The following is a 22,727-nucleotide window of genomic DNA, read 5'->3' on the forward strand; positions in this document are numbered from 1 at the left end:
GCTTTTTATATACGATCTCTAAAAAGAAGTGCTCGGGAACTGAACAGTATGTTCGCTTCCCGAGCACTTCTTTCACGTCAATTGTGTCAAATCCAGTCTATGCTCTAACCCCCAATTTTCTCAACTTGTCATATAACGTATTGCGTCCAATTCCTAAAGCTTTTGCCGTTTTAGTAATATTGCCATTAAACCGGTTTAATGTTGACTCAACAGTAATCCGCTCTATTTCTGTTAATGAGATGACTTTCCCCACTTCTTTCAAAAAGTCCGGTTGCCGGTGTATGTTGCGGGGTAAATCCGTAACGCTGAGATATTCCCCCTCAGCCACATTCATGGCATATTCCACCGCGTTTTGTAATTCTCTTACATTCCCAGGCCAAGAGTAATTTCTGATTGCCTGTAAAAATTCCGTTTCTGCTCCTTTGATGTGTTTGCCCAGGCTCTCCGAAAAAACTCTGATCAAATACATGGTCAGGAGTTCGATATCTTCTTCCCTTTCTCTTAAAGGAGGGATATGAATGCTAAATACATTCAAACGGTAGAATAAATCCTGGCGAAAGCGTCCCTCATCAATATCCTTGAGCAAATTCTTGTTGGTAGCAGCTATGATGCGCACATCAACCGGAATTTCTTTGTCTCCTCCAACCCTGGTCACTTTTCGTTCTTGTAATACCCGCAAAAGGTTAACCTGGAGTTCCATGGGCATATCCCCGATTTCATCCAGAAAGATGGTCCCCTCATTGGCAAGTTCGAACTTGCCAGGATTTCCTCTCCGCTTAGCCCCGGTAAAGGCTCCCTCATTATAACCAAAAAGTTCACTTTGGATGAGTTCTCGTGGCAAAGCTGCACAGTTAACTGCGACAAAAGGACCCTCCGAGCGACCGCTATGATTATGAATCGCTTGGGCAAACAATTCCTTCCCAGTACCGCTTTCTCCTGTCAAAAGAACGTTTGAACGGGAATTCGCGGCGACAGAAATTAATTTCAAGGCATTTTTCATCACTTTAGATTCCCCGATAATATCCTTACAATAAAATCGGGCAGTAGCTCCTACCATCTTGTTTACCAAACTGCGAACCTTATTTATTTCCCGCAAGGTAAACATCACACCGGCAATTATGCCATCCTTCTTATAAAATGGACGGGCGGAACATATACAATGAATTCGGCCCCGTCCTTGATCGTGCACAATTTCTACATCCGTTTTCCAGAGAAGCTGGTTAGCCATTTCACTGAACTTCTCGTTAGGGCCAAGGATCGATTTCAGAAGTTGGCCTGTCTCAACTTTATCGCCCAGGCCAAATATTTTTTGGGCAACCGGATTAATATGAATAATCCGCCCTTCATTATCAACAGCCAGCAATCCTTCAGTCACACTCTCCGTTGCTGCACTCAATAGTTCATATGCTCGTTTCTTTTCCTCCTGGATTTCTTCCTTCCGCAATTGATTTTCTATGGCTTCTACTGCCGTGACAACCATACCATATGTATGCAAATACACATATTCGGCGGGGCCGGAGATATCAAAGCATCCGATAATTTTCCCGAGAGAATTATGAATCGGGGCTCCAGAACATGTCCAGTAATGATGCGATTGGCAAAAGTGTTCGGGCCCAGAAATTTGAATGGCTTTATTCATGGCCAACGCTGTCCCGATGGCGTTGGTCCCCACAGCCTGTTCCGACCAGTTAGTACCCTTTATAAATCGAATTGTACTTGCAGCTTTATCCAGAATCCCTGAATCTCCGCAAGTGTGCAAAATCCGCCCTTCCTTGTCTGTAATCACGACCATGAATCCCGAACCCTTTACACTTTGGTAGACGGTATGCATGAAGGGTTTGGCTACCTCTACTAATTGAGAGTTAGAAATGAAAAGTTGTTGTAATTCGTTGTGATCCGATCTATCTTTACCTATGCCATCATAAGGATCTACGCCAAGTGCCCGACAGCGCTGCCAAGATTCCAGGATCTCTGGACGTGTAACCACTACATCAGTGATACCCCTCTTGACAAAATTTTCCCACGCCCGAAGCGGATCTTTTACATATTTCAGGGATTGGGTGTACATCATAAGCACCTCCAAAGCTTTAAAGTTTAACACGAGATCATTTTTGGCACAGGATTTGCATCAAATAAAAATAAAGGTTTAACTCTTTGAAGTTAGGAGTTCTCAGTATGGAATTTTACAATCTTGGCACCGTTCCTTGGTTTGAATCACAGGTTATATATCACGCCTTAGCCCACCTAAACCGGGAGGCGTTAATACTCTGTACCCCGGCAACCCCTTATGTTTGTGCAGGGTTCCATCAAGATATACCCAGTGAAGTCGATTTAAAAGCTTGTAAAGAACTCGGGTTCCCCCTATTTCGTCGCGAAGTTGGAGGCGGATTAGTATTTCTGGATCATCGGCAAGTTTTTTTCCAAGTTGTCCTACATCGAAACAATCCAATCATTCCCACCAACCGGGAGCTTTTTTACAGAAAGCTCCTTGAACCTGTAGTGCAAACTCTTCGGGATTTCAACTTAGCGGTGGAGTTACGCTCGCCTTGTGACTTAATTGTTAACTCCAAAAAGATTTCTGGCAACGGCGCAGGTCAAATTGGAGAGTGTAATGTCTTAGTTGGGAATATTCTAATGGATTTCAATTTTGAGGTTATGTCTTCTATTATCCGTGTCCCATCAGAGGATTTCCGCCAAGAGTATTTATATCAAATGCAAGCAAACCTCACGACATTGCAGTCGGAAATGGGGAGAGCTGTAAGTCGAGAGGAAGTAATCGAAAGGCTTAAAATCAACTTCGCCAGAGCCTTCTCGCTTACTTCAGCCCAACCAGATAACCGGGTCCTTGAAGAAATCCGCAAACTCTCCCCTATGTTTCAATCCAAGGAATGGCTCATGGAAGCCGGGCGTCGCCTCCTCTATCGGGAGATTAAAGTAGCTGAAAACTGTTATATCAGAGAATACCAGGTCTCTCTTGATATTACTGACCTGACCTGCCGTTTAGTCCTCGCTGGTCAGCGAATTACCAAAATAGCCTTGAGTGACTCCAATCGCTTAATCCCTCCCTTACTTTTACGACGGTTGGAATACTGCCTCCAAGGAAAAAAGATGGATTTTAATACATTAAATGAGGCCTGTTCGGAAGCACATGCCTTAAACCCCTTAAATGCAGAAATTCTAGCCCATACTCTTAGCGGAAAAAACGCTGTGGAAACGTGATGAGCCCTTTAGTATGACAGTTAAACTGCCGATCTAACATTCAAAGTACTCTGGGAATGCGAACCAAGTTTTCCGTACCAAGACGGAAAAATCCGTCTTTTCCCAATTTCTATTATATTCTACTTTCCTTTCAAAACCCCTTTTTATAAATTCCCCAAATCTTGTAAAACACTGCCAGGGATACTGTGCTAATAAGTTAATGTCACCCGATCGAATACTGTCAACTGCTAAAGAACCCGCGATTTTTCCAGCCACTATTGCCGGAAAAATCCCCTCTCCACTGATAGGATGAGTATGTCCTGCCGCATCCCCAACTAACATTAGGTTTTTCTGTTGCATCCTTAATCGGGGTCCTCCGATAGGAATCGCTCCTCCAGTCGTTCGTATCACTTCTTCACTAATTACCCCTTCTTTGATTAAATATTGCTGAAATTCCGCTAAAGCTGTTGCTATATTTCCGCCTAAACTCAAATCAATGCTAACCCCGACATTTGCCAGATTATTTTTAGGAAAGAGCCAGGCATATCCGCCGGGGCTGGATGGACTAAAGTAAATTTGAGCCCATTGCAACCTTTTCCTCAACTTGACCGTGATTTGCTTAGCATAGGCCAAAACCTGAGGCGGGCAGTGTATCGCCTGGGCTACCACGGATTTAGGTCCTTCCGAACCTATAACAATTCCCGCTTTAACCATGGATAATCTTCCCTGTTTATTAATTAAAACGCCCTGATCCTTAACTGCTACTGCCTGTGCTTTAGTGAATAACTTAACCCCAGATTGAACTGCTCTCTCAGCTAAATAACGATCAAAGACATCCCGGTTAAGTATGTAACCTGGTGCCCGTGTTTGAGCCACTTGTTCTCGATGAATATAGGTAATGAAACCTTCCACCCTTTGAGCTATACAAGCAGCCGGAACAGGTACTTCTGCAGCTAAACTCAACGGTACATACTCTGCACATTGAACTGGTAAACCTATATGCTCTTTCTTGTCCAACATCAAAACCGAAACCCCACCGGCAGCCGCTGTAGCGGCAGCGGAGCTACCCGCTGGGCCAGCTCCGATTACTACAACATCAGATTTAGCCAAAATAGGAGGCTCGTCAATTTCAAACTCAGCGTTCATCTTAAGGCACTGCGCACACATGACTCCACATCCTGAGCGCTCACACCGGGAATTTGATCTGGGTAAGCCTTGAAAAAGGACCTGATTATCTCCTCAATTTTGTCCCCTTCCAAGGGACAATCTTTTAAACGGGCCTCAAGCTCAAAGATAACCGACGGATTATGTGTAAAGAAATCCCCGCTAATTAATACGCTTTTCAAAACTCGTGCCATTAACTCCGTCTTGACAACCACCCGGATTAATCCGCCTGGTGTTTTAAGGCAAGCTTCCTTTATTTCTCCCGCCTCAGTTGATAAATGAACTTTATAAATCCATTCAGGCGAATGAAAATACATTCTTTTCTCTCGAAATAATGCCTCTTCCCATGAATTAAGTTCGTCCCTAATAAATTGCATATCCATAACAGATGTGAATGCCGCACAAATGACTTCTTTAATCTTGGACATATCCGGAACCTGACCGAGCTCTCTTTTAAGCCACGTTACCCGGTCCTCTACCGCGCTAATATTTTTATCACTTATTTTTTCCATTGGAATTTTCAGTACCTTGACCATGCTCTTAACGTCAAAATCAACAAGTAAAGAGCATTGGAAGACAAAGGCTTTGTCTAATTCTGCCCCCCCTGTACCGCAAATCTTACGATTACCAACTTGAATATCGTTACGGGGCCGGAACATTGCCTTTACTCCAAGATCGGCCAATGCTTTGACCATAACTTCACACAACAGCTTATAAACCTCATCGAGATTTCTTCCCGCCAGCCAATCCTTACCCGCATAAATTTCCCATCCTAGTTCGGACGGTCCCCAAAAAATCGCTCCCCCTCCTGTGATACGACGGTTGATTTCAATACTTTCTCTCCGACAATATTCTTCATCAATTTCTAACTCTACCGCTTGATGCAAACCCAATAGAGCACAACGGGGAGAAAATTGGAGAAAGCGCAATGTATTCGGGCATTTCCCTGCGCTTCGGGAAGCAAGCAGGACCTCGTCTAAAGCCATGTGGTCAGCTGAAATTAATGGATTATTGTCAAGTAGTCGCCAATTTATCACCACTAGAGTCCTCCTTTAATATAGTAGTTTGTCGATCATGTCCACTGTTCGGTTTTCGAACAGTGGACGAAAATCGAACAATAAATAGTGCCTCCTTTTATTAATGCACGTTAGTAATTCAGCCAATTTTAGCCTTCGGGTATTCTTCTTTATTTTCATCCTTATATCTTTTCTTAATATCAATATGCAATTCATATGCCAAGCCTAGTGAACTCGTTCAACAAAAGTTGAACATCGAGACTTCGGTGACGTAAGTCTCCAGTACGATAGTATCCAGTGGAGAGTATCGCCGTAGCCGCAAACCCGAAAAGCATACCTATCGGCGTAGGATAGACTTATGCCGAAGGCGCAGATCCACTAACGAATACTATCGCGCCGTAGGATGGAGTCTACTTCCTTCGCCGCCAAGCGGTCCTATTGGGAAAGGAGGCTTTCGTCACCGAAGCAGAGTACGGGGTACCACTCCCACTTACAAGAAGTGGGAGTCTCACGATTGGATGAAACTTCTTGGCATATGAATTGCATGTTTATTATAGTCATCACAGGTATGCACTTGTTTTTCCGTTCTACTCTGTGAATCCAAAAATAAATTAGTATGGAGAGGATGTGATTTAATTGTCATTAAAAGCCGCCTTTATTTTCCTTGCACCTCAAGCCGACCCTTCACTACATCAGGCAGATATTCAAACTCCACAGGTTACTCTACTCATTCGGGGAGTCCAAAATTATCAGGAAGCTGTTATTCTTGCACAACAACTGGTTACTGAAGGAGTTCAGGTGTTGGAATTATGCGGAGGATTTGGTAACATTGGGACGGCAAAGATCGTTGAAGCTGTAGAACAGAAAATTCCAGTGGGTACAGTACGATTTGATAGTCACCCCGGTTTGAGCGGAAAAAGCGGAGATGATCTATTCTTAACTTAGCCACCAAGGGCTGTAAGGATAACTCATCAAACTCTTACTGTCACGTTAGAAATCCTGACACCATAGCTAATCAATTTCCCCGAGAGAAAAACTCAAATTTTTCAATATACTTTATTCAATATTTACACCTTAACTCTTTTAGTTATATAATGGCATAGATGTAATACTAACGCAGGCAAATAATGCCCACTCACAACTAAATACGTCTTTTTGCTAGGGGCGCCCTTCGGGGCTGAGATGAGGAAACTCGATCCCTTTGAACCTGATCTGGTTAATACCAGCGGAGGGAAGCTAATCGTTATGCTTATAGAAGTATAAATGAGAACTGCTTACCGCAGTTCTCATTTTTTTTTAGTTTATACCCTCCCTGGTTCCTTGGTAGTGAGACGGGAATCCTTAGCAAAAAGGTATGAAGAACAGATGAAAGGAGGATGGTCTGTTGCAGATTATTCTAAACGGTGAAGCGCAGGAGCTTACCCCAGAATGTACCGTATTCCAGTTGCTCGAAAACAAAGCTGTGACCCTAAAAGCTGGGGTCGTGGAGCTCAATGGGAAAATTCTAAAACAAGAGCTCTGGCAAAGTACTGCAATAAGTGATGGCGATAGTTTGGAAATCTTAATTTTTATGGGAGGTGGCTGATACCGTGAACGATATCATACAGGGTATAAATCCATCGGATGACAGTTTACTCATCGGAGGAGTCAATTTACTCAGTCGTCTGTTCGTAGGAACCGGTAAATTTTCGTCTCATGAAATTGTGCCCCGAGTACTGGAAGCTAGCGGCTCCCAGGTGGTAACAATGGCTTTACGCCGAGTAGATTGGAAAAACCCTCAGGAGAATATTCTAAATTACTTACCTCAGAACACCATTTTATTGCCGAATACCTCCGGTGCACGCACTGCTGAGGAAGCCGTGCGAATCGCCCGCTTGGCTCAGGCTGCCGGCTGCGGGAACTGGGTTAAAATCGAGGTTGTACAGGATCAACGCTACCTTTTGCCGGATAATTGGGAGACGATTCGGGCCACAGAACAACTCGCGAACGATGGATTTGTGGTACTTCCTTATATGAGCCCGGATTTGGGGGCAGCCAGGCGTCTGCAGGATGCCGGCGCGGCAGCAATTATGCCCTTAGGGTCACCAATTGGAAGCAACCGTGGCTTACAAACCAAAGAACTTATTCGGATTTTGATCGAGGAAATTTCCCTACCGATTGTTGTCGATGCTGGCATCGGACGACCATCCGAGGCAGCAGAGGCCATGGAAATGGGAGCGGCTGCCGTACTTGTAAATACGGCAATTGCGACAGCAGGAGATCCGGTGTTCATGGCCCAAGCCTTCCGCTTGGCCGTAGCCGCAGGACGGCTGGGCTATTTAGCTGGACCGGGAGAACGACGAGTAACAGCCGAGGCGTCTTCCCCCTTGACTGGTTTTTTGCAGGAGGGTTAACGTATGTTCTACGAGCAAAAGACTGAATGGCAACAAAGGCTCCCAGAATCGATCTGGACGAGTTATAGCAGAGTAGACGTAGAGCGGGTGTTAGCCCGTGAAACTGTTCTCCCAGAAGATTTGGCGATCTTGCTTTCCCCAGCTGCCCAACCATACCTAGAGCCAATGGCCAAAAAGGCTCAAGCTTTAACTATCCGCCATTTCGGCCGCACGATCGGTTTGTTCACTCCCTTATATCTTGCTAATTTTTGTAGCAATAGCTGCCTGTATTGTAGTTTCCACGCTGGAAACGAAATTGTACGGTGCAAGCTAAGCGTCGAACAGGCTATAAAGGAAGGTGAAGCCATCTCATCGACTGGGCTGCAACATTTGCTGCTCTTGACGGGAGAATCCCGCTCACAAAGCGGACCCGCTTACATCGAGCAATGCGTCCGTGCTTTACGACCAATGTTTGCCTCACTGGGACTTGAAGTGTATCCCCTATCCACTGAGGAATACCGACGTTTGTACGAGGCGGGGGTTGATTCTGTCACTCTTTTTCAAGAAACCTACCAGGAAAGCACCTATGCTCTGGTACACCCTTCCGGACCAAAGCGGGATTATCACTACCGCTTGGAGGCACCGGAGCGAGCCTGTTCTGCTGGAATCTCCTCCATAAACATCGGAGCGCTCTTAGGTATCTCGGACTGGCGGCGGGATGCCTTTTATTCAGCACTCCATGCCGACTACTTGCAAAGAAAGTACCCCGGGGTCGAAGTAGCTATTTCAGTACCACGCCTTAGGCCCTATGCCGGCAGTTTTAGCTCATTTGCGACTCCCGTAACGGATGCCGCTTTAGTTCAAATTATTCTGGCTTACCGATTGTTTCTACCTCGGGCTGGGCTTACCTTGTCCACACGAGAAAGTCCGCAAATGCGGGAAAATTTGCTTCCCCTCGGAATTACACGAATCTCGGCCGGCGCTCTCACTTCCGTTGGTGGTTATAGTGAGACAGACAACGTAGGCAGTGCCCAATTTGAAATTGCTGACGAACGATCCGTTCCGGAAGTAGTACAAATGATCCGGGCCAAAGGCTATCTACCAGCTTTTTGTGACTGGGTGAATATGCGGGAAAGGAATGCTGTAGCACAATGAACCATTTAATGACTGGACTGAATGGACTTTCAAATAGGCATACCCTTCCCGTAGGCATTTATGCCCTTACCTCTGAGCTTCACTCTCAAGGCCGGAGCAATATCGAGGTGGCCAGTGAGATCGTAGCCAGCGGCGTACCGATCCTTCAGTACCGGGAGAAGTCCAAGAAGGTTAGGGAAATGTATGAAGAGTGTCTGGTGTTGCGAGCCATGACCCAACAATACGGTGCCTTGTTTATTATCAACGACCACTTAGATCTGGCTCTAGCAGTGGGCGCCGATGGCGTACATATCGGACAAGACGATTTGCCGTTGTCGAAGGTGCGCGAGTTAGTTGGCCACGATCTCCTGATTGGGGTTTCTACCCATTCGCCGGCCCAAGCATTGGCCGCGGTAAGCGGTGGCGCAGATTACATCGGAGTAGGACCGTTGTTTGCCACCAAGACAAAAATCGATGTGTGCGATCCAGTGGGACTGGACTATTTAGATTACGTCGTCAAGAATTTAGATATCCCCTTTGTCGCGATCGGCGGAATCAAAGAGCACAATCTGGCTGAAGTGATCCAGGCGGGGGCCCGGACTGTCGCCTTAGTCACCGAGATTGTAGGAAATCCGGATATTATGAGCAAGATTAAGCGTTTACAGTTCATTATGGAACACAATACCCAACTATAAGAAAAGTTTAAGAAGGAATGTGATTAGATGAGTACACAAATGGAACAGGCTAAAAATGGAGTAATCACGGCGGCAATGCGAACGGTTGCTGACAAAGAGGGGCTTACTGTTGAAGAAATTAGGCTCCGGGTGGCAGCGGGCAGCATTGCCATCCCCGCTAACATCAATCACACATCTTTGAGTCCGGAGGGCGTTGGTCTTGGACTTAAGACGAAGATTAATGTCAATTTAGGTATCTCTCCGGAGTGTGCCAACCTCGACAGTGAGCTGGCCAAAGTACGCATGGCTCTAGACATGAAAGCGGAAGCAATTATGGACCTTAGCAACTACGGTAAAACTATCGAATTCCGCCACCGGCTCATCGAAATGTCCTCTGCTATGATCGGCTCTGTTCCTATGTATGATGCCCTTGGCTATTTAGATAAAAAATTGGAAGACATTACACCCCAGGAATTCTTAGCTGTGGTGGAACAGCACGCCCGAGACGGCGTTGATTTTGTTACCATCCACGCTGGCATCAACAGGGAAACTGCTCAGCATTTCCGTCAAACCTCCCGAGTTACCAACATCGTTTCTCGGGGAGGATCTTTACTATACGCCTGGATGGAATTGACCGGGCAGGAAAACCCTTTTTACGAGTATTTTGATGATCTTCTGGATATCTGTGCGGAATACGATGTGACCTTGAGCCTAGGGGATGCCTGCCGACCGGGAAGCATTGCCGATGCCACAGACGGAGCTCAAATTTCCGAATTGATCGTGATGGGAGAATTAACTCGAAGGGCTTGGAAACGCAATGTTCAAGTCATGATTGAAGGACCCGGCCACGTTCCCTTGCATGAAGTTGTGGCTAATGTTCAGTTGGCAAAAAAGCTTTGCCACGGAGCACCCTTCTACATTTTAGGGCCGTTAGTCACGGACGTTGCTCCTGGTTACGATCACATCACCAGTGCGATCGGCGGAGCTTTAGCCGCCTCAGCAGGAGCAGATTTTCTCTGCTATGTGACGCCGGCCGAACACCTTCGTTTGCCCACTTTAGATGACGTACGCGAAGGAATCGTTGCAGTCAAGATCGCAGCTCATGCCGGGGATATCGCTAAAGGGATACCTGGAGCCGCTGAGTGGGACAGGAAGATGAGCCAAGCCAGACAAGATTTGAATTGGGAAGTAATGTTTGGTTTAGCCTTGGATCGTGAAAAGCCCGAGCGCTATCGCCAAGAGTCCTCTCCTGAGCATCAGGATAGCTGCACGATGTGTGGGGAAATGTGTTCAATGCGCCTTATGAACCGTATCATGGACAAATAGGTTATTTGCGGAAAGGGGACACACCTGCTGAAGTAAAAGCTGTTCTTCGGGACAGGAATGTCCCCAACTAAGTATCCGACACATAAGAAAAACTTGGCTGGCGCCAAGCTCTAAAAAACAAGGGCCTTCATTATTGAAGGCCCATTTTCCGTACGGTTTTAGGGGGATGTGTTGGGGGGGACGGTCCTTTTAACACGCCCCCAACACGCGTGCCCATAGTAAAAGGGACCCCTTTAAGGGTCCCTTTAAGAACTTAGCTAATTTTTGAAATTTGTACGCCACACACTTTATACTCGTAGGTTTTAGTGACTTTATCATACGCACCATTGGTGAGTACGTTGGTTGGAGAATCAAAGTAGTGAAGGGTCATAAAGACCATACCCACTGGCACCCGTTCCGTGATTATGATTTTGGTTTTTAATTCACCACGACGGGAAGAGATTTGGACGACTTCGCCCTCTTCCAGTTTGAGCCGTTTGGCATCTGAGGGATTAATCTCTGCTAACTCTTCAGGCGAATAGGTTTCCAGAGATGGAGAGTGTTGAGTGAAAACGTTATAATGGGAAAGTTTACGCCCGGTATTGAGTAAGAATGGATACTCCTCATCCGGTAATTCCGCAGGCAGCTGATTATCAATCGCCACAAAGAGCCCTTTGCCACGGTTGAATTTCCCTTCATGCAAGAACTTGGTTCCGGGATGTTCCGCATGCGGCACCGGCCATTGCAAGCCTTGCGTTCCTAAACGCTCATGGGTAATCCCTGCAAATTGAGGAGTAAGTTTGGCAATTTCCTGCATGACTTCTTCCGAAGATTGATACTCGAAGGGGTAACCCATTCGAGTTGCTAAGGCACAAATGATCTCTCCATCTGTCTTAGCGTTACCGATCGGTTTAATTGCTTGATTGACCATTTGCACTCGCCGCTCAGTATTGGAGAAGGTACCTGTCTTCTCAGCATAACTAGCCCCAGGTAAGACGACATCCGCCAATTTTGCAGTTTCTGACAAGAAGATTTCTTGGACTACCAGGAAGTCAAGAGCCTTAAGGCCTTTGCGAACATGGTTCGCATCAGCATCTGTAATGACTGGATCTTCGCCCAAAACATACAATGCCCGCAGATTTTTACTAACCGCTGCATCAAACATGTCAGGAATCATAAAGCCAGGATTAAGGTCGAGAGGAACTCCCCAAGCAGCTTCGAATTTGGCCCGTACTTCAGGGTTTATGACTTGTTGGTAACCAGGATAAACGTTAGGCAGTGCCCCCATATCGCAGGCGCCCTGAACATTATTTTGCCCACGCATTGGGTTAACACCCGAACTCTCTTTACCAAGATTACCTGTAAGCATGGCTAAGTTCGCCAGACTCATGACGTTATCCGTACCACAGGTATGCTCTGTAATCCCTAAGGTGTAAAAAATCTGAGCCCGTTCGGCAGTCGCGTAAATTCTTGCAGCTTCTTCCAGCTGTTCTACCGGAACTCCCGTTATTTGACTTACGACCTCGGGAGTATATTTTTGAACGGCTTCCCGGACTTTTTCAAAGCCTTCGGTACGTTCTTCAATAAATGCTTTATCTTCCCACCCGTTGGCAAGAATAATGTTCATAATTCCGTTGATCAGAGCAATATCTGTTCCCGGACGAAGCCTTAACCAAACATCGGAATGGTCAGCCAGATCAATTTGTCGAGGATCGACCACGATCAGCTTGGCTCCCTTGGCGAGGGCTTGCTTCATTTTTGTCCCAATTACAGGATGAGCCTCTGTCGCGTTTGAACCAATTACAAACATGACTTTGGTGTTCGGAATCTCATTAATAGAGTTAGTCATCGCTCCGGATCCAAATGAAGTGGCCAGACCGGCCACAGTGGGAGCGTGTCAGGTCCTTGCGCAGTGATCGATATTATTCGTACCGATGACCGCGCGCATGAATTTTTGCATGAGATAATTTTCCTCGTTCGTACAATGAGCCGAACTTAAGGCAGCAATAGAGTTAGGTCCATAAGTCTTCTTGATCTCACCTAACTTCGTAGCGATTAAATCTAAGGCCTCATCCCATTCTGCAGGGACTAATACCCCATCTTTTCTAATCAGAGGAGTAGTTACACGATTTTCACTATAAATCATGTCCATCCCAAAGCGACCTTTGACACATAAAGCCTTGCCATTAACTGGCGCATCCGGATTCGAGGTCACCCCGATCACTTTTCCGTCTTTGACATTCAGGTCAAAGTTACATCCTACGCCACAGAACGGGCAGGTCGTTTGGACTTTAGAGACTTCCCAAGGACGTCCCTTACCGACCATTTGCTTCTCTACCAGTGCCCCTACTGGACAGACCGAGACACAGGATCCACAGAAATCACAATCCGACTCGTTATAGGGTAAATTGAAGGCCGGACCCACCTGGGTATCAAATCCGCGAAATGAAAAGTCTAAAATGCTTTTTCCTTGGATCTCAGTGCAAGCCTTGATACATTTTCCACAGAGGATACATTTATTGGGATCCCGCAAGATGAAAGGATTTCCATCATCAATCGGAAGGTTACGTTTTTCCCCATGGTAAACTTCACCAGTTACCCCATATTCATAAGCATACTCTGCTAAAGAACAGTCCCCCATTTTCTGGCAGGTCATACAGTCTAAGGGGTGGTTTGCTACTATTAACTCTAAGATCGTTTTGCGTGCAGTGCGCACTTTTTTGTTTTGAGTTTCTACTTTCATGCCCTGTGCTGCTTGTGTGACGCAAGCCGGGGGAAGATTGCGCATCCCCTCGATTTGAACAACACATAAACGGCAGGCACCCGCAGAGGTAAGCTCCGGGGCATGACACAATGTAGGAATCGGAATATTATTCGTACGACAGGCGTCAAGAACGGTCGTCCCTTTCGGTACGCTGACTTCACGTCCATCAATTGTTAATGTAAGCCACTCCAAGTGATTCACTCCTCTCAGTTTGTCCATTCGGGTCCGTCCGGACCCTTAGATTAGGCTCGACTAACTGCACCAAACTTGCATTTTTCCATACAGGTTCCGCATTTGATGCAATTCTCTTCATTAATGACATACGGAGTCTGAGTCTTTTTATCCCCTGTAATACAATTAGTCGGACAGTTTTTAGCACAGAGACTACACATTTTGCATTTCTCCACATCAATGGTATAACTCAGCAAGGCTGTGCAGTTATGAGCGGGACATTTATGGTCACGAATATGGGCTTCATACTCATGTCTAAAGTATTTTAAGGTTGCCAGAATGGGGCTGGGTGCAAACTGACCCAATCCACACAGGGATGTCTCTTTAATCGTTAGGGCAAGGGTCTCTAACGTATCAAGATCTTCCTCTTTTCCTTCTCCTTTGGTGATTCTATCCAGAATCTCGTACATCCGCGTGGTTCCCTCTCGACAGGGGGTACATTTACCACAAGATTCTTTCTTGGAAAAGTTTAAGAAATAACGGGCAATATCCACCATACAAGTGGTCTCATCCATAATGACTAGTCCTCCGGAGCCAACCATTGCTCCTGCTTGCGTCAAAGTATCATAATCCACGGCGAGATCAAGCATGTCTTCAGGCAAACATCCACCCGATGGGCCTCCAATTTGCACTGCTTTGAACTTCTTACCGCCTTGAATTCCATCCCCAATGTCAAAGATAATCTCCCGTAGGGTTGTGCCCATTGGAACTTCCACCAAACCAGTATTGTTAACCTTACCCGTCAAAGCAAAGATCTTCGTTCCTTTACTTTTTTCAGTACCAAATTGGCCATACCACTCTGCCCCGTTGCGTAAAATGTGCGGAACATTGGACCAGGTTTCAACGTTATTGATATTGGTTGGTTTTCCCCATAGCCCGCTTACTGCCGGAAATGGTGGGCGAACTCTCGGCATACCGCGCTTACCTTCAATAGAAGCCATTAAGGCAGTTTCTTCTCCGCAGACAAAAGCTCCAGCTCCAGCGAACACATTGAGACGGAAATTAAAGCCTGAGCCCAGAATATTATCTCCTAAATAGCCAGCCTCCTGAGCTTGCTTAATCGCAATTTCCAAGTGCTTGATAGCTAATGGATATTCTGCACGACAGTAAACGTATCCTTCGTCTGCTCCGATGGCATAAGCCCCGATCAGCATTCCCTCAATAACGGAATGTGGATCCCCCTCCAGCACACTGCGGTCCATGAATGCTCCAGGATCTCCTTCGTCAGCGTTACAAATAATATATTTTTTATCACTTGGCGTTTGACGGCAGAAACCCCACTTTACGCCTGCAGGGAAACCAGCACCACCACGACCACGAAGCCCTGACTTCTTAACTTCTTCCATGACCTCTTCGGGAGACATTTCTTTAAGCGCTTTTTGGATGCCTTTATAGCCTTCCCGTGCCGTGTATTCTTCAATTTTCTTAGGATCAATCACACCGCAATTACTAAGTACTATTCGATGTTGCTTGGCGAAAAATTTAATTTCGGAGAGTGAACTTACTGGTTTTTGAGTTGTTTGGTCTATTAGAAGAAGACGTTCAACTCGCTCCCCTTTCACAATATCTTGGGCTACGATCTCTGCCACATCATCCGCAGTGACCCGGGTATATAACGTATTATGGGGTTCAATAACGAGCGTTGGTCCTTTTTCACAAAAGCCTTGACACCCGGTACCAACAACGCTTACGGTATCTTCAAGTCCTTGCCGCTTGATTTCCTCTTTCAAGATTTCGATGATCGGCAGTGCTCCCGAAGAGGCACATCCCGTCCCTGCACAAACTAGAATCCGTTGGTTCTCAGCCATCCCTTTATCCCCCTACTCGTATTTAGCAAATATCCCGGCAATGCTCTCCGGTACTAATCGTCCATGAACCTCATTATTAATAGATATAACCGGTGCAAGACCACAGGCTCCAATACAGGCCACGATTTCTAAAGTAAACCGCCCATCGTCCGTCGTAGCTCCGTCTTTAATCTTTAGTTCTTTTTCTATAGTATCTAGTACCTTAGCTCCTCCACGAACATGGCAAGCCGTTCCCAAACAGACATTGATTAGATTTCGTCCCACAGGCGTAAGACGGAACTGAGCATAGAATGTGACCACACCATAAATTCTCGCCAACGGGATACGAGTCCCTTTACTAATGTGCTTTATCACATGGGCAGGCAAATAACCATAAACCTCTTGGGCCCCTTGTAAAATTGGGATCAGAGGCCCATTCTCATGTCGATACTTTTTGATGATTTCATCCAACTTTATTTCCTTTGGGTCTACTAACTCCTCACACGCGGTGCTCAAATAAATCCCCCCTATTGAATTCCTATAGTACTAAAATTATAGATTGTTCTTTCTGTGATCAACATGGTCATTTTGATGTCGTGTTGGTCAACGGGTACTTGTGAAATAACCTGACATTCGAAACTAAGAGCGACCTTAGGTGTTAAGGGATTTAACAACATAAAGAAGCGATCGTAAAAACCGCCCCCATACCCCAAACGATTCCCTTGTAGGTCAAAACCTGCCCCAGGCACGATGATTAAATCGATTACTGAAGGTTCTACTTCTTGATTTGAAAGCTTAGGTTCGCGAATTCCCCAAGCTCCCGGTTCAAGATCCACAGCTAGATCGCGTACTTCAAGTGGAAGAAGTATCCCATGGGGTGCACAACGAGGTAAGATTAGCTTTTTCTTATACGCAATCGTGGCCTCCGCCAAGGCAGTTGTTTCTACTTCATCGCGGAAGTTAAGAAATAACATCACTGCTTGAGCTTTTTGGAATTCCGGTAAATCCTCAACTTTTTGCTGAATCAGCAAACTATTACTTTTTCTCTCCTTCTCTCCCATAGCGGCCCGCTGTTTTAAACACGATTTGCGTACTTCATGCTTGGAATACTGTTTTTCCTCATTCATGTTAGAGCTTCCCTTTCGGTAAAATCTCGTGCATTAAGAATTATTCGATTAATAAAGGTAAATTCCTTCTGCAAATATCAGATAAATTAAATATTTTGTAATTTCTCTGATTATAAGACGCAATAAGGTCTTAACCCGAAAATTCGAGGTTTCTGTTGCTGGATCAGAAGTCTAGTCTTTTCCAAACATACCGTCTAGGCGATTTAAGCTTATTGCTAAATCAGGCGTAGTTCAACCCACAACATTATCCACATTTCAAAACTTGTATTTCCGCCTTGTCTCAGACTTATCCACATTATCCACAGGACCTGTGGGTAATGTTATCCTAAACGGACGAAATATAGGTAAAACTGCAAAGCCGCACCACTGACTTATCTACAGACTTATCCACATTATCCACAGGTCTACCTTATCCACAGAACATATGCTTCCCTTTTTCGTCTTGAACTATTTTTGCACATACTGTAAGGGTAATAAAAAACGCCGGACACAAGGTTTTTTTCCCCTAGTAACCGGCATTTTTCGTTTATTTGTTTTCATTGTTTTTCCTAAACTAGTACTGTAGAATTTTTCCAGACCCTCATCTCGCAACTCGCGATGCGTATTACCTTATAGAAGGAGCCAATTCACGAAACACATTGCGCAAGAAAATCCCTGGACGCGGGGATTTTTTTGTACTAATTACACAAGTCCCAGTCCCGGAACTGCGTTTAGTGTCCAAGGTGCGAAGTCCCCAGCTAAATAATGATAATACCCTGCCGTCGCGATCATGGCTCCGTTATCCGTACATAAAATGGGGGATGGATACACCAGCCTTACACTCCGCTCGCCCAACGTCTCGCCCAGTGTTTCGCGCAGCAAGCTATTAGCTGCTACTCCGCCTGCAAGAAGCAGCGTCTTAACTCCGGTTTCCTCGATGGCCAGCAAGGTTTTTCGGACTAAGACATCGACCACTGCCTGCTGAAAAGAAGCGGCAATGTCTGGAACGCTTAGTGTCTCTTCTTTCATGCGGGCAGAATTCAAGGTATTTAAAACCGCCGATTTCATACCACTGAAGCTAAAATCCAAGCTCCCCGGCTCTAACATAGCCCGAGGAAACTTAAAGGCTTGCGCATTCCCCTCTTGAGCGATTTTTTGAATCTGAGGTCCTCCTGGATAACCTAAGCCTAGGGTTCTAGCCACTTTATCTAAGGCTTCCCCTGCGGCATCGTCTCGTGTATGCCCCAAAACCTTATACTGGCCATGTGCTTCAAAGAAAATAAGATGAGTATGCCCTCCCGAGACTAGCAGGGCTAGGAAAGGGAATTCGATATCTTGATGGAGCAAAAAGTTGGCATAGATATGTGCTTCCAAATGATTAATGCCAAGCAGTGGAATTCCCGCAGCATAGGCCATGGCCTTCGCACCAGAAACCCCGACCAATAAGGAACCGACCAATCCAGGGCCATAGGTCACAGCGATGGCCGACAAATCTTGAAACGTAAGCCTTGCCTCATCTAAAGCTTGCTGTACGACGGGTTGAAGATGTAAGCTATGCTCCCGCGAGGCAATTTCCGGTACAACTCCGCCATATTTTTGATGCGTCGTAATCTGGGAGGATATGACATGACTGCGTAATTCCGTCCCGTTCACTAAAACAGCCGCAGAAGTCTCATCGCAGCTCGTTTCTATTCCTAAGATTATAACCTCGTTGTTCAGACTCATCGTCACGTCACATTCACTTCCATTTTCAGTTCCGTCCACATAATCAAAGCGTCCTCTCCCGTATCCGCATAATACCCTTTACGAACTCCTGCCGTGGTAAAGCCTAATCGACTATATAATGATTGGGCAGAGCTGTTCGAAGCGCGGACTTCCAGAGTCATTCGCTCCATACCCTCCTCCACCATTTTCTTCATCACATAACGCATTAGGAACTCCCCCCCATGTTGCCCCCGGTAGCCAGGAGTAATGGCAATATTCGTAATATGTCCCTCATCAAGGATATACCACAGTCCCATGTACCCAATCACTTGACCGCCTAACTCTAAACAATAATAGCGCGCATACTCATTATCGATGAGCTCAGCTTTAAAAGCCTGCATAGACCAAGGGGTGGTAAAGGAATCACGCTCGATTTCTAAGATGGCTGGGAGATCGTTGATCGTCATGGGACGTACAATCCCATTATTCATGCCCCTCTCTCCTTCGCGCTTCCTCTTTCTTTGCCCAATTGACCTCTGCTTCAGAAAAGCGAATGTAGTAAGGTTCAACTCGTTCTCCCCTGCCCGTTTCCTGCCAACGTTGCCAAACCGCTTGAACGGCATAAGCACCCCGGGGTAAATTAATATACTCTGGTAAAATTAAAGCTTGCTCCCCCATCACAGCCTCAATCTGATCCTTAGCTTTGACCACAGCATCTCCAACAAAGCAAATCGGACGCTCCAATTCCCTCAATTGTTCTAACCATTGATCTTTGGGTAACGCTTGAGGGGGTGTTATACACTCCGCCTTCTCGTTCCCTCGCGTCCAACGATAACGTGCCGTATACCACTCATTCTTGCGCGCATCCAAGATGGGAACAATGTCTTCCGTTCTACCTAAACCCGCCCAGGCAAGGGTATCGAGGGAAACTACAGCAACCAGCGGAAGCTTTAACACCTGTGCTAATCCCTGTGCCGTAGCGATTCCGATCCGTATTCCAGTAAACGAACCTGGGCCACGTACCACACCAACCATATCCAAATCCCCTAGTGACCAATCTGCGGCAGTCAGCAATTGATCGAGCATTGGAATAATACGCTCGGAGTGCGTCTTAGTGGTATGTAAAAACCCTTCTCCGATCAGCCGTCCATCTTCAGCTAAAGCTACTGCGGTCACTTTTGTTGTCGTATCAATCGTTAAGTATTTCATCGGCTCCTCCGAACCTCTCCTCAAATATTCAGGTCTACTATGCGTTGCTCCCACTCAGGTCCTCGGGGACGAAAGATAATTTCGCGCAGGGATTCTCCACTGCCAAGGATTTCAACTTCTAATCTAATTTCCGGTAAATAGTCCTCGGCAATTTTAGGCCATTCAATCAGACACACAACATCCTCTTCAAAGGCATCTTCAACCCCGATGACTTCCACTTCTTCTGGACGCTGGAGCCGATAGAGATCCATATGAATCAAACGGACCTTGGTTCCTGTCCCCGTTCCAGAAAGTTGGCCGCTATACTCTTGTTGAAATGTGAAGGTTGGGCTAGTCATATGACTCGTGACCCCTAATGACTTACCAACTCCTTGCGCGAAGGCCGTTTTCCCAGCACCGAGATCCCCGATCAGGGCAACGACATCTCCACCCCGCAAACATGCTCCTAACTGTTTGCCCCACTCCCGAGTTTGCTCAACTGTTGCACTCGTTGCTCTGTAATCCATAATCATTGATTAAGAAAACTTGGACAAACCTAACCTTTTCCTTTCCTAAGACTTTTTTCCTTCTCCAAGTTTTTATCTATTAAAACCATAACTATCGAGCCTCGAATTTAGTGTTACCTAGATCCAAGGTCATTATAAGTTTTTCAGAACGTATCCAATCCCCGGTGCTAAATCCCCTCATCCATCGCCCCTCAATACTCGAAATGCTATGCACTCTCCGCAAGGGATGTGGCGGTAGTCTTTCCAAAGATATTCGTACCCCAAACTCCTAAAATAATCAGACTGATTCCAATAGCATGAATCCAGCCAAACTGCTCTCCGCGAAAAAACACTCCTGAAAAAACCGCTACGACCGTGATAAGGTTAAAAATCGGTGCAGTCTGAGAAACGGGCAAGGCACTAAACATATAGTTTGAAAGGAAAAAAGCCAGCACAGACGAAATAGCGCTCAGGTAAAAAATTGCCCATAGCACACCCGTCAATTGAAGCGGTTTTAGATAAGATATCAATTCCCCTTGAATTACGCTTTGCCCGATACCTAGTACATTAAAGATCACGGTTCCCGCCCACATCATGACAAAGGTGATCTCCAGGGAATTGAAACTCCGTGAAGAATGTCTTGACAAAATACTATAAGCGCCTGCAGCCAATACCGCTACGAGAAGAGCAAGAATTCCCCAGAGATGTTCTCCAAACTGAAGGCCCCCTTGAACAGATACGATGATCATCACGCCGACGACAGAGGCCCCGATCGAAAGTACCTGCTTAGCATTGAGTTTCTCCTTCAGGAAAATTGCGGCCATGGTTGCAATGGCTACGGGAACCAAAGCGATCACCATGCCGGCCTCAGAGGCCGAGGTCCACTTAACACCCCAAGTTTCCCCTATGAAGTAAAGACCCGGCTGAAAGAGAGCGAGTAGAAGTAAGGATGAGATCGGTTTCCCTTTCAGATTAATCTTGATTAAGCCCGTCGCTTTCAATAAAGTCAGCACTAGCGCAGCAGCTGCGAAGCGAAAGCCAAGTAGTTGGAGCGGAAAGGTATGATCTAGTGTCTCCTTAGTAAATAAAAAGGAGAAACCCCAAATCACAGACATCCCGATGCCTGCAGCAATCGGGAGTCCAGAAGGTGATTTAGAAGTCATTCCTTTAATCCGCCTTCCTTCGGTTCGGGACTCACGATCTCACCGTCAATAATCACATAGAGTGGACGGGCGGTGATTAACAAGGGGTGCTCACTCCAAATGACTATATCAGCATCTTTTCCTACCTCAAGGGTCCCTATCCGATCGGAGACACCCAAAATCTCAGCCGGATTAATCGTAATGGCGCGTAAAGCATCCTCGATGTCCATCCCTGCTTTGCAGGCTAAGGCCGCACAGAGCGGAAGCTGTTCAATCGGTGTGACAGAGTGATCCGTCATAATTGCTACTTTCACCCCAGCTCTAGCTAAAACACCTGGGGTTTTAAAGGACTTATCCTTAAGTTCCACTTTGGCACGATTCGTCAGCAGAGGACCTACCACCGCCGGATAACCCATCTCCGCAAGTTCTTCGGCAATTTTGTGTCCTTCCGTACAATGTTCAATCACTAGATCGGCTCCGAATTCTCGGGCAATACGAATTGCTGTCATAATATCATCCGCACGATGAGCATGCGCCCGCAGAGGAATTTCGCGGTTAATCACTTTAACAAGAGTTTCCAGACCTAAATCTCGTTCCGGAAGTTTATCCGAATCTTCTTTTCCTTCGATTAGTTTATCTCGGTACACCTGGGCATCCACTAAGGCCTGACGCAGAAGTGCCGCAGTCCCCATCCGGGTCATGGGCATTTTCTTTTGTTCACCGTAGACCATTTTAGGATTTTCCCCAAATGCCACTTTCAAACCTGCAGGATCGCGCACAATCATCTTATCTACGATTTTACCAACCGTCTTCATGACGACCCCTGTTCCTCCAATCACATTGGCACTTCCTGGAACAGTAAATACCGCCGTCACTCCTCCTAGTCGAGCATCGCGAAAACCCTCATCTTCTGGGTTAATTCCATCAATCGCTCGCATGTCCGGAGTCACAGGATCGGTCATTTCATTGAAGTCTTCCCCTTCCCACCGGTAAATCTCTTCGCCAATTCCTACATGACAATGAGCGTCAATCATCCCTGGCATGACGAGACAGTCCATAGCATCGATTACAACAGCATCCGCCGGAATGTCCCCGTCCAAGGTTTCTCCGAGGGCTACAATTTTAGATCCCTCAACCAGAATATAACCCCTAAATTCTCGCCCGGCCATCGTTTTAATCTGACCGTTCTTGATTAAAAGCTTCTTCACTTCTTTATTCACCGTTACTCCTCCTGTTTAATAAAAAAAATTAACCTAAAAACTAAACTTACTTCCTATTTGAGAATGGCCACTTGATCAGCCCCGTGCCTCTCAATACTCAGTACATTTTCCAAGTTTGAGCATTCTGCCAAGGAATACTTATGACGTCTCCATTCATGACAAGCAGCCCTATAGCACAAACTCATTAGTTAAAGCACATAGCCGCTAAGGGGTACT

20 protein-coding genes and 1 riboswitch are annotated in these 22,727 nt (G+C 46.0%); of the genes, 7 read left to right on the top strand and 13 right to left on the bottom strand.

Annotated elements, in window-relative coordinates; genetic code table 11:
* Nucleotides 1-97: 97 nt before the first annotated feature.
* On the bottom strand, nt 98-2,071 hold the full coding sequence (locus JL57_RS19585; protein ID WP_291300300.1) for a sigma-54-dependent Fis family transcriptional regulator: 1,974 nt from the start codon (nt 2,069-2,071) through the stop codon (nt 98-100).
* A 104-nt stretch (nt 2,072-2,175) separates the two neighbouring features.
* On the opposite strand from JL57_RS19585, the gene JL57_RS19590 reads away from it, so the two are divergent.
* Nucleotides 2,176-3,219 (top strand): lipoyl protein ligase domain-containing protein, encoded by a 1,044-nt coding sequence (locus JL57_RS19590; protein WP_034143646.1) that lies wholly within the window; start codon nt 2,176-2,178, stop codon nt 3,217-3,219.
* Nucleotides 3,220-3,252: 33 nt separating this feature from the next.
* On the opposite strand, the gene JL57_RS19595 is transcribed toward JL57_RS19590, so the two are convergent.
* A complete protein-coding gene (locus JL57_RS19595) occupies nt 3,253-4,365 on the bottom strand; it encodes a geranylgeranyl reductase family protein (protein WP_034143647.1) in 1,113 nt (370 codons plus the stop codon).
* Entirely contained in the window at nt 4,341-5,402 is a 1,062-nt protein-coding gene (locus JL57_RS19600) for a biotin/lipoate A/B protein ligase family protein (protein WP_291300301.1), read from the bottom strand. The genes JL57_RS19595 and JL57_RS19600 overlap by 25 nt, the downstream gene beginning before the upstream one ends.
* 612 nt (nt 5,403-6,014) lie before the next feature.
* Here JL57_RS19600 and JL57_RS19605 point away from each other — a divergent pair.
* From JL57_RS19605 to thiC, 6 genes are all read left to right on the top strand, one after another.
* The gene (locus tag JL57_RS19605; RefSeq protein ID WP_034143648.1) at nt 6,015-6,323 is read left to right on the top strand and encodes a DUF6506 family protein; all 309 of its coding nucleotides are present in this window, start codon (nt 6,015-6,017) and stop codon (nt 6,321-6,323) included.
* 205 nt (nt 6,324-6,528) lie between these two features.
* Nucleotides 6,529-6,629: riboswitch (TPP riboswitch) on the top strand.
* Nucleotides 6,630-6,762: 133 nt separating this feature from the next.
* Nucleotides 6,763-6,963 carry a sulfur carrier protein ThiS gene (thiS, locus tag JL57_RS19610; protein WP_034143649.1) on the top strand — a complete coding sequence of 67 codons (201 nt, stop codon included), beginning with the start codon at nt 6,763-6,765 and terminating at the stop codon, nt 6,961-6,963.
* Between the two features lie 13 nt (nt 6,964-6,976).
* Entirely contained in the window at nt 6,977-7,771 is a 795-nt protein-coding gene (locus tag JL57_RS19615) for a thiazole synthase (RefSeq protein WP_291300306.1), read from the top strand.
* Between the two features lie 3 nt (nt 7,772-7,774).
* Nucleotides 7,775-8,905, top strand: coding sequence for a 2-iminoacetate synthase ThiH (gene thiH, locus JL57_RS19620; protein ID WP_034143650.1), 1,131 nt, complete (start codon nt 7,775-7,777; stop codon nt 8,903-8,905).
* The gene (thiE, locus tag JL57_RS19625; RefSeq protein ID WP_291300302.1) at nt 8,902-9,579 is read left to right on the top strand and encodes a thiamine phosphate synthase; all 678 of its coding nucleotides are present in this window, start codon (nt 8,902-8,904) and stop codon (nt 9,577-9,579) included. The genes thiH and thiE overlap by 4 nt, the downstream gene beginning before the upstream one ends.
* A 27-nt stretch (nt 9,580-9,606) precedes the next feature.
* Nucleotides 9,607-10,884, top strand: a complete 1,278-nt coding sequence (thiC, locus tag JL57_RS19630) for a phosphomethylpyrimidine synthase ThiC (protein ID WP_034143651.1) — start codon at nt 9,607-9,609, stop codon at nt 10,882-10,884.
* A gap of 253 nt (nt 10,885-11,137) precedes the next feature.
* On the opposite strand, the gene fdhF is transcribed toward thiC, so the two are convergent.
* The 10 genes from fdhF to JL57_RS19685 form a co-directional block, all read right to left on the bottom strand.
* Nucleotides 11,138-13,819, bottom strand: coding sequence for a formate dehydrogenase subunit alpha (gene fdhF / locus JL57_RS34920; protein ID WP_291300307.1), 2,682 nt, complete (start codon nt 13,817-13,819; stop codon nt 11,138-11,140).
* A 50-nt stretch (nt 13,820-13,869) separates the two neighbouring features.
* Nucleotides 13,870-15,666, bottom strand: a complete 1,797-nt coding sequence (nuoF, locus tag JL57_RS19645; RefSeq protein ID WP_034143654.1) for an NADH-quinone oxidoreductase subunit NuoF — start codon at nt 15,664-15,666, stop codon at nt 13,870-13,872.
* Nucleotides 15,667-15,678: 12 nt separating this feature from the next.
* Nucleotides 15,679-16,161 (bottom strand): NADH-quinone oxidoreductase subunit NuoE, encoded by a 483-nt coding sequence (gene nuoE, locus JL57_RS19650; protein WP_034143655.1) that lies wholly within the window; start codon nt 16,159-16,161, stop codon nt 15,679-15,681.
* Nucleotides 16,162-16,172: 11 nt separating this feature from the next.
* A complete protein-coding gene (locus JL57_RS19655) occupies nt 16,173-16,772 on the bottom strand; it encodes a 5-formyltetrahydrofolate cyclo-ligase (protein ID WP_034143656.1) in 600 nt (199 codons plus the stop codon).
* A gap of 681 nt (nt 16,773-17,453) precedes the next feature.
* Entirely contained in the window at nt 17,454-18,476 is a 1,023-nt protein-coding gene (gene tsaD, locus JL57_RS19660; RefSeq protein ID WP_034143684.1) for a tRNA (adenosine(37)-N6)-threonylcarbamoyltransferase complex transferase subunit TsaD, read from the bottom strand.
* 2 nt (nt 18,477-18,478) lie between these two features.
* Nucleotides 18,479-18,946, bottom strand: a complete 468-nt coding sequence (rimI, locus tag JL57_RS19665; RefSeq protein WP_034143657.1) for a ribosomal protein S18-alanine N-acetyltransferase — start codon at nt 18,944-18,946, stop codon at nt 18,479-18,481.
* Nucleotides 18,939-19,664, bottom strand: coding sequence for a tRNA (adenosine(37)-N6)-threonylcarbamoyltransferase complex dimerization subunit type 1 TsaB (gene tsaB / locus JL57_RS19670; RefSeq protein ID WP_034143658.1), 726 nt, complete (start codon nt 19,662-19,664; stop codon nt 18,939-18,941). The genes rimI and tsaB overlap by 8 nt, the downstream gene beginning before the upstream one ends.
* A gap of 20 nt (nt 19,665-19,684) precedes the next feature.
* Nucleotides 19,685-20,170 carry a tRNA (adenosine(37)-N6)-threonylcarbamoyltransferase complex ATPase subunit type 1 TsaE gene (gene tsaE / locus JL57_RS19675; protein WP_034143685.1) on the bottom strand — a complete coding sequence of 162 codons (486 nt, stop codon included), beginning with the start codon at nt 20,168-20,170 and terminating at the stop codon, nt 19,685-19,687.
* Between the two features lie 206 nt (nt 20,171-20,376).
* Nucleotides 20,377-21,312: a DMT family transporter gene (locus JL57_RS19680; RefSeq protein WP_045691168.1), complete on the bottom strand. Its 936-nt coding sequence runs from the start codon at nt 21,310-21,312 to the stop codon at nt 20,377-20,379.
* Nucleotides 21,309-22,460, bottom strand: coding sequence for an amidohydrolase (locus JL57_RS19685; protein ID WP_045691172.1), 1,152 nt, complete (start codon nt 22,458-22,460; stop codon nt 21,309-21,311). The genes JL57_RS19680 and JL57_RS19685 overlap by 4 nt, the downstream gene beginning before the upstream one ends.
* Nucleotides 22,461-22,727: the final 267 nt, after the last annotated feature.

Source organism: Desulfosporosinus sp. BICA1-9 (genome assembly GCF_000802135.1).